We start from the raw sequence: 6,015 nt of genomic DNA on the forward strand, positions 1-6,015 counted from the left end.
ATCGAAACAATCGTCTAGAATGGATCATTAAAATCGATTTTCTTGATGGATCATGGAGCGAAGCCCCAATCTGGATCAACTGCGCGCGTTCATCGCGGTGGTCGAAGCCGGTAGCTTTTCCGGCGCGGCGCGGCGGCTCGAGCGCGCGCAATCCGTCGTTAGCTACGCGATCGCCAATCTGGAGTCGTTGCTGGGCGTGCCGCTCTTCGAACGGGGCAAACGGCGACCGACGTTGACGGCGGCCGGTGAAATCGTCCTGGCCGACGCACGGCGGCTCGACATGCTGGCGGGCCAGTTGCTGGCGAAGACCGCCGGCCTGCGCGGCGGGGTGGAAGCCGAGCTGTCGCTGGCGGTGGACGTGATGTTTCCACTGGCCAGGCTCGTCGAGGGGCTGCGCGCGTTCGCCGACGAATTTCCGACGGTCGCGCTCAACCTGACCATCGAAGCGCTCGGCGGCGTGATGAAGCTGGTGGTCGACGGCGGCTGCGCGCTCGGCGTCAGCGGGCCCGTGCAAAACTGGCCGGATGTGATCGACGCGACGTCCATGGGAGCGATCGAACTGGTCACCGTCGCCGCGCCCACGCATCCGCTCGTGCAGCGCCGCGGGCGTGTGCCGCTGTCCGAGGCGCGCGAATATACGCAACTCGTGCTGACGGATCGAAGCAAGCTGACCGAAGGGCAGTCGTTCGGTGTGTATGCGACCCGCACATGGAAGACTGCGGACCTCGGCGCCAAGCATCGGCTGTTGCTCGAAGGGCTCGGCTGGGGTTCGATGCCGATGCATTTGATCGAGGACGACCTGCGGCAAGGCCGACTGGCCGTCGTGCGGTTGTCGGATCGCGATGTGATTCGATACGGTATGTCGTTGATCAGGCGGGCCGATCGTGCGAGCGGGCCCGCGACGCAGTGGCTGATCGACCATCTGACGCGTCCTGGCGAACCGGACGCCTGAAGCGCGACGCCGTCTATCCGCTTCACTGCGCCGAAAACGGCGCCATGTGATACTGCCAGGCACGTCGCACGGGCGCCTGCGTCGCCATCGGCAAACGCGTCCCGCTGACAGCCTTCACATCGTTCGCCTCTCGCAACACCACCCGTCATGACCGACTCGACCCATCACTATTACGAACCGTCGCAAGGCCACGGCCTGCCGCACGACCCGCTGAACGCGATCATCGGCCCGCGCCCGATCGGCTGGATTTCATCCCGCGGCAGCGACGGCACGCTGAACCTCGCGCCGTACAGCTTCTTCAACGCGTTCAACTATCGCCCGCCGATCATCGGTTTTTCGAGCACCGCCGCGAAGGACAGCCTGCGCAACGTGCAGGAAACCGGCGAGTTCGTGTGGAACCTCGCGACGCGCGATCTCGCCGAGCGGATGAACCAGACCTGTGCCGCCGTGCCGTACGACGTGAATGAATTCGAACTCGGTGGCTTGACCGCCGTGCCGTCGCGCCTCGTCGACGTGCCGCGCGTTGCGGAAAGCGGCGTGAACTTCGAATGCAAGGTGACCGACGTGATCCGGCTGCGCGATCATCACGGTGTCGAGACGCCGGCCACGCTGGTGCTGGGCGAGGTCATCGCGGTCCATATCCGCCATGACCTGCTGAAGGACGGCATTTTCGACACGTTCGGCGCGGGCATCATTCTTCGTGCGGGCGGCCCGTCGGCCTACGTGCACGTGACGCCCGACAGCCGCTTCGACATCTTCCGTCCCGACGCGTGATCGATCGCGCGCCGCAGTAAGCCGGCAAGCGGGCGCACGAGCGCCCGCACCCGACGAAAGACCCTGCTGAAATCCAGGATTTCACGGGGTCTTTTGCTTCGTACCCTCACATGATCGGGACGGCGCCGATCCGTCCGTTCCTTGCTGCCCGCTCGCTGCCGCCGGCCCAACGACGATGCGCCGCAGCAAACCCGTCCGTCGCTAAAGCCAACCGCCGCACGCACGTGCCGACGACCGCCCCCATGGCAAATCTGCTCATCACGAACGAGCGGCTTGGGCATCGACGCGCACCGCTGCGAGGCATAAATTTCCAAGGTTGACGTGCTTATCCGCGCGTCAGCTCGCGCGCAGGCCGGCAACCGGCCCGCGCGTTCCCAAACAGCGTGAGACACAATCGAGCGTGGAGACGACACGATGAGCCTGTCAGAGCCATTGCGTCTGCATGTGCCGGAGCCCACCGGGCGCCCGGGCTGCAAGACGGACTTTTCCTATCTGCATCTATCGCCGGCCGGCGCCGTGCGCCGCCCACCGATCGACGTTGCCGCGGCGGACACCGCCGATCTCGCCCGCAGCCTCGTGCGCGTGCTCGACGACAACGGCAAGGCCGTCGGCCCGTGGGCCCCCGATCTCGACGATGCGCGGCTGATCGCCGGGCTGCGCGCGATGCTCAAGACCCGCATTTTCGACGCGCGCATGATGATCGCGCAGCGTCAGAAGAAAATCTCCTTCTACATGTTGAGCCTCGGCGAAGAGGCGATCGGCACCGCGCACGCGATGGCGCTGCGCGACGGCGACATGTGCTTTCCGACCTACCGGCAGCAGAGCATCCTGATCGCGCGCGACGTGCCGCTCGAGCGGATGATCTGCCAGCTGATGTCGAACGAAGGCGATCCGCTGAAGGGCCGCCAGCTCCCGGTGATGTACTCGGACCGCGAAGCCGGCTTCTTCTCCATTTCCGGCAACCTCGCGACGCAGTTCATCCAGGCGGTCGGCTGGGCGATGGCGTCGGCGATCAAGGGCGACACGAAGATCGCATCCGCATGGATCGGCGACGGCGCGACGGCCGAAGCCGATTTCCATACCGCGCTCACGTTCGCGCATGTGTACCGCGCGCCGGTCGTGCTGAACGTGGTCAACAACCAGTGGGCGATCTCGACGTTCCAGGCGATCGCGGGCGGCGAGGGCACGACCTTCGCGGGGCGCGGCGTCGGTTGCGGGATCGCGTCGCTGCGCGTCGACGGCAACGACTTCCTCGCGATCTATGCGGCGTCGAGCTGGGCGGCCGAGCGTGCGCGCCGCAATCTCGGCCCGACGCTGATCGAGTGGGTGACCTACCGCGCGGGCGCGCATTCGACGTCGGACGATCCGACCAAGTACCGGCCGAGCGACGACTGGTCCCATTTCCCGCTGGGCGATCCGATCGAGCGCTTCAAGCGCCACCTGATCGTGAAGGGCATCTGGTCGGACAGCGCGCACGACGCGTTGACGGCCGAGCTCGAGGCCGAGGTGATCGCCGCGCAGAAGGAAGCGGAGAAGTACGGGACGCTGGCCGACGACCGGATTCCGTCGCCGGCCTCGATGTTCGACGACGTGTACAAGGAGCTGCCCGCGCACCTGCGCCGTCAGCGCCAGGAACTGGGAGCGTGATCATGGCGCAACACGAGACAGGGACGGCGACGCAGCCGATGACGATGATCCAGGCGCTGCGCTCCGCGATGGACGTGATGCTCGGGCGCGACAGCGACGTGGTCGTGTTCGGGCAGGACGTCGGCTATTTCGGCGGCGTGTTCCGCTGTACCGAAGGACTGCAGAACAAGTACGGCAAGTCGCGCGTGTTCGATGCGCCGATCTCGGAAGGCGGGATCGTCGGCGCGGCGGTCGGGATGGGCGCCTACGGGTTGCGGCCGGTCTGCGAGATCCAGTTCGCCGACTATTTCTATCCGGCATCCGACCAGATCGTGTCGGAAGGCGCGCGGCTGCGCTACCGCTCGGCCGGCCAGTTCACCGCGCCGATGACGATCCGGATGCCGTGTGGCGGCGGCATCTACGGCGGGCAGACGCACAGCCAGAGCCCGGAGGCGATGTTCACGCAGGTGTGCGGGCTGCGCACGGTGATGCCGTCGAATCCGTACGACGCGAAAGGGCTCTTGATCGCGTCGATCGAGAACGACGATCCGGTGATCTTCCTCGAACCGAAACGGCTGTACAACGGGCCGTTCGACGGCCATCACGAACGGCCCGTCACGTCGTGGCTCAAGCATCCGGCGAGCGCGGTGCCGGAAGGCTACTACACGGTGCCGCTCGATACGGCCGCCGTCGTGCGGCCCGGCAACGACGTGACGGTGCTCACATATGGCACGACGGTGCACGTGTCGCTGGCCGCCGCCGAGGAGACGGGCATCGACGCGGAAGTGATCGACCTGCGCACGCTGTGGCCGCTCGATCTCGACACCATCGTCGCGTCGGTGCGCAAGACCGGGCGCTGCGTCGTGGTGCACGAGGCGACGCGCACCTGCGGCTATGGCGCGGAGCTCGTGTCGCTGGTACAGGAACACTGCTTCTACCACCTCGAAGCGCCGGTCGAGCGCACGACGGGCTGGGACACCCCGTATCCGCATGCGCAGGAATGGGCGTACTTTCCGGGGCCGACCCGGGTCGGTGAAGCGTTGCGACGCGTGATGGAGGCGTGAGATGGGGATTCATGTCATCAAGATGCCGGATATCGGCGAAGGGATCGCCGAGGTCGAGCTGGTGGCCTGGCATGTGGAAGTCGGGCAGACGATCAAGGAAGACCAGCCGCTCGCCGACGTGATGACCGACAAGGCGGCGGTCGAGATTCCGTCGCCGGTGACGGGCAAGGTGATCGAGCTGGGCGGCCGGATCGGCGAGATGATGGCGGTGGGCAGCGAGCTGATTCGGCTGGAAGTCGAAGGCGACGGCAACCTGAAGGCCGCGGCACCGGTGCGGGAAACGAAGGTAGCAACCGCACCGGTCGAGGCGCCGGCGCCGTCGAAGCCGGCGGCCGACACATCGGCCGAGCCGCCTGTGCAGCCCGCCGCGCCTCGGGCACCGGCGAAGCCGCGTCGCGAGGAACCGGCCACGCCGCCGCGCGCCGCGCTCGCGCCGGGCGAACGGCCGCTCGCGTCGCCGGCCGTGCGCCAGCGCGCGTGGGACATGGGCATCGAGCTGCGCTACGTGCGCGGCACCGGTGAAGCGGGGCGCATCCTGCATGCCGATCTCGACGCGTATGCGCGTACCGGCGGCGCGGCGCACGGGTCGCAACCGCGCGGCTACGACGAACGCCACGACGAAACCGAAGTGCCGGTGATCGGCCTGCGGCGCGCGATCGCGCGCAAGATGCAGGAGGCGAAGCGCCGCATCCCGCACTTCAGCTACGTCGAGGAAATCGACGTGACCGAGCTCGAATCGTTGCGCACGGAACTGAACCGCCGCCACGGCGACACGCGCGGCAAGCTCACGCCGCTGCCGCTGCTGATCCGCGCGATGGTGATCGCGCTGCGCGACTTCCCGCAGATCAATGCGCGGTTCGACGACGAAGCGGGCGTCGTCACGCGCTACGGCGCGGTGCACATGGGCGTCGCGACGCAGACGGACGGCGGCCTCACGGTGCCCGTGCTGCGTCATGCGGAAGCGCGCGACGTGTGGTCCATCTCGGCGGAAATCGCACGGCTTGCCGACGCGGTGCGGGCGAACCGCGCGCAGCGCGACGAGTTGAGCGGCTCGACGATCACGATCTCGAGCCTCGGCGCGCTCGGCGGCATCGTGTCGACGCCGGTGATCAATCATCCGGAGGTCGGCATCGTCGGCGTGAACCGGATCGTCGAGCGGCCGATGATCCGCGACGGCGCGGTCGTCGCGCGCAAGATGATGAACCTGTCGTCGTCGTTCGACCATCGCGTCGTCGACGGCGCGGACGCGGCCGAATTCATCCAGGCCGTGCGCGCTGTGCTCGAACGCCCGGCACTGCTGTTCGTGGAGTGAGCCGATGAAGAACGAACACACCACACTGCTCGTCATCGGCGGCGGCCCGGGCGGCTACGTCGCCGCGATCCGGGCCGGCCAGCTCGGCATTCCGACCGTGCTCGTCGAACGCGACCGGCTCGGCGGCACCTGCCTGAACATCGGCTGCATTCCGTCGAAGGCGCTGATCCACGTGGCCGACGCGTTCGAGCAGGCGTGCGGCCATGCCGGCGAAGCGGCGCTCGGCATCCGCGTGCGCACGCCGGAGATCGACATCGCGAAAAGCGTCGCGTGGAAGGACGGCATCG

At 67.4% G+C, this 6,015-nt stretch carries 6 protein-coding genes; all 6 read left to right on the forward strand.

Annotated features, from left to right (window positions below; all coding sequences use genetic code 11):
- Positions 1 to 52 precede the first annotated feature (52 nt).
- Positions 53 to 952, forward strand: a complete 900-nt coding sequence (locus tag JMF90_RS20240) for a LysR family transcriptional regulator (RefSeq protein WP_006476390.1) — start codon at positions 53 to 55, stop codon at positions 950 to 952.
- Positions 953 to 1,099: 147 nt separating this feature from the next.
- Positions 1,100 to 1,726, forward strand: a complete 627-nt coding sequence (locus tag JMF90_RS20245; protein ID WP_011694242.1) for a flavin reductase family protein — start codon at positions 1,100 to 1,102, stop codon at positions 1,724 to 1,726.
- Between the two features lie 414 nt (positions 1,727 to 2,140).
- The gene (locus tag JMF90_RS20250) at positions 2,141 to 3,373 is read left to right on the forward strand and encodes a 3-methyl-2-oxobutanoate dehydrogenase (2-methylpropanoyl-transferring) subunit alpha (protein ID WP_006476388.1); all 1,233 of its coding nucleotides are present in this window, start codon (positions 2,141 to 2,143) and stop codon (positions 3,371 to 3,373) included.
- A 2-nt stretch (positions 3,374 to 3,375) separates the two neighbouring features.
- Positions 3,376 to 4,416: an alpha-ketoacid dehydrogenase subunit beta gene (locus JMF90_RS20255; RefSeq protein ID WP_011545040.1), complete on the forward strand. Its 1,041-nt coding sequence runs from the start codon at positions 3,376 to 3,378 to the stop codon at positions 4,414 to 4,416.
- A gap of 1 nt (position 4,417) precedes the next feature.
- Complete coding sequence (locus JMF90_RS20260; RefSeq protein ID WP_011545041.1) at positions 4,418 to 5,728, forward strand: dihydrolipoamide acetyltransferase family protein; 1,311 nt, start codon at positions 4,418 to 4,420, stop codon at positions 5,726 to 5,728.
- 4 nt (positions 5,729 to 5,732) lie between these two features.
- A partial coding sequence (locus tag JMF90_RS20265) for an FAD-dependent oxidoreductase (protein ID WP_201325358.1) occupies positions 5,733 to 6,015 on the forward strand: 283 nt, incomplete at its 3' end.

The organism is Burkholderia sp. E168m23, assembly GCF_016586125.1.
In the GTDB taxonomy this organism is placed as follows: domain Bacteria; phylum Pseudomonadota; class Gammaproteobacteria; order Burkholderiales; family Burkholderiaceae; genus Burkholderia; species Burkholderia orbicola.

Excerpts from the sequence above, each read along its gene's own strand:
- JMF90_RS20260 (WP_011545041.1), top strand. The coding sequence starts at position 4,418 with ATGGGGATTCATGTCATCAAGATGCCGGATATCGGCGAAGGGATCGCC.
- JMF90_RS20240 (WP_006476390.1), top strand. The coding sequence starts at position 53 with ATGGAGCGAAGCCCCAATCTGGATCAACTGCGCGCGTTCATCGCGGTG.
- JMF90_RS20255 (WP_011545040.1), top strand. The coding sequence starts at position 3,376 with ATGGCGCAACACGAGACAGGGACGGCGACGCAGCCGATGACGATGATC.
- JMF90_RS20245 (WP_011694242.1), top strand. The coding sequence starts at position 1,100 with ATGACCGACTCGACCCATCACTATTACGAACCGTCGCAAGGCCACGGC.
- JMF90_RS20250 (WP_006476388.1), top strand. The coding sequence starts at position 2,141 with ATGAGCCTGTCAGAGCCATTGCGTCTGCATGTGCCGGAGCCCACCGGG.